1 pseudogene is annotated in these 345 nt (G+C 47.8%); it reads right to left on the bottom strand.

Annotation, left to right across the window (positions count from 1 at the left end):
• A pseudogene (locus NLF92_RS12715) lies at nucleotides 1-345 on the bottom strand (calcium/sodium antiporter); the annotation flags it as partial.

Below are 345 nucleotides of genomic sequence, written 5' to 3'. Positions count from 1 at the left end.
AATGATGGTTAAGCCAATAATTAAATCGCTGATGCCGAAGTAGCGGGCTATAAATACGGCTGAGTCCACCATGTATTGTGCACTCAGCGGCAATAATACAAGGCCTACACCAATCCACATTACGGCTTTGCCCGTTTCCACTTCGGAGGGAATTTCATCGGATGTCTCTGACATCAGCGGGTCGCCTTTTTCCACTAGGAGCGAAATCCACGCCATGCCAGCTAAAACGAAAATGAACAGCAGGATCAGAATGATACCTTCGCGGGAACTCAGTTCACCGTCGTACAGGAAGTAGACCACAATAATATTTACCGCAAGCAGCACCGGGAATTCGCGCTTTAACGT

Origin of the sequence: Opacimonas viscosa (assembly GCF_024199005.1) — a bacterium.
Lineage (GTDB): Bacteria > Pseudomonadota > Gammaproteobacteria > Enterobacterales > Alteromonadaceae > Opacimonas > Opacimonas viscosa.
Note: the sequence above shows the minus strand (reverse complement) of the source record. Positions and strands in the feature narration are given on the sequence as shown.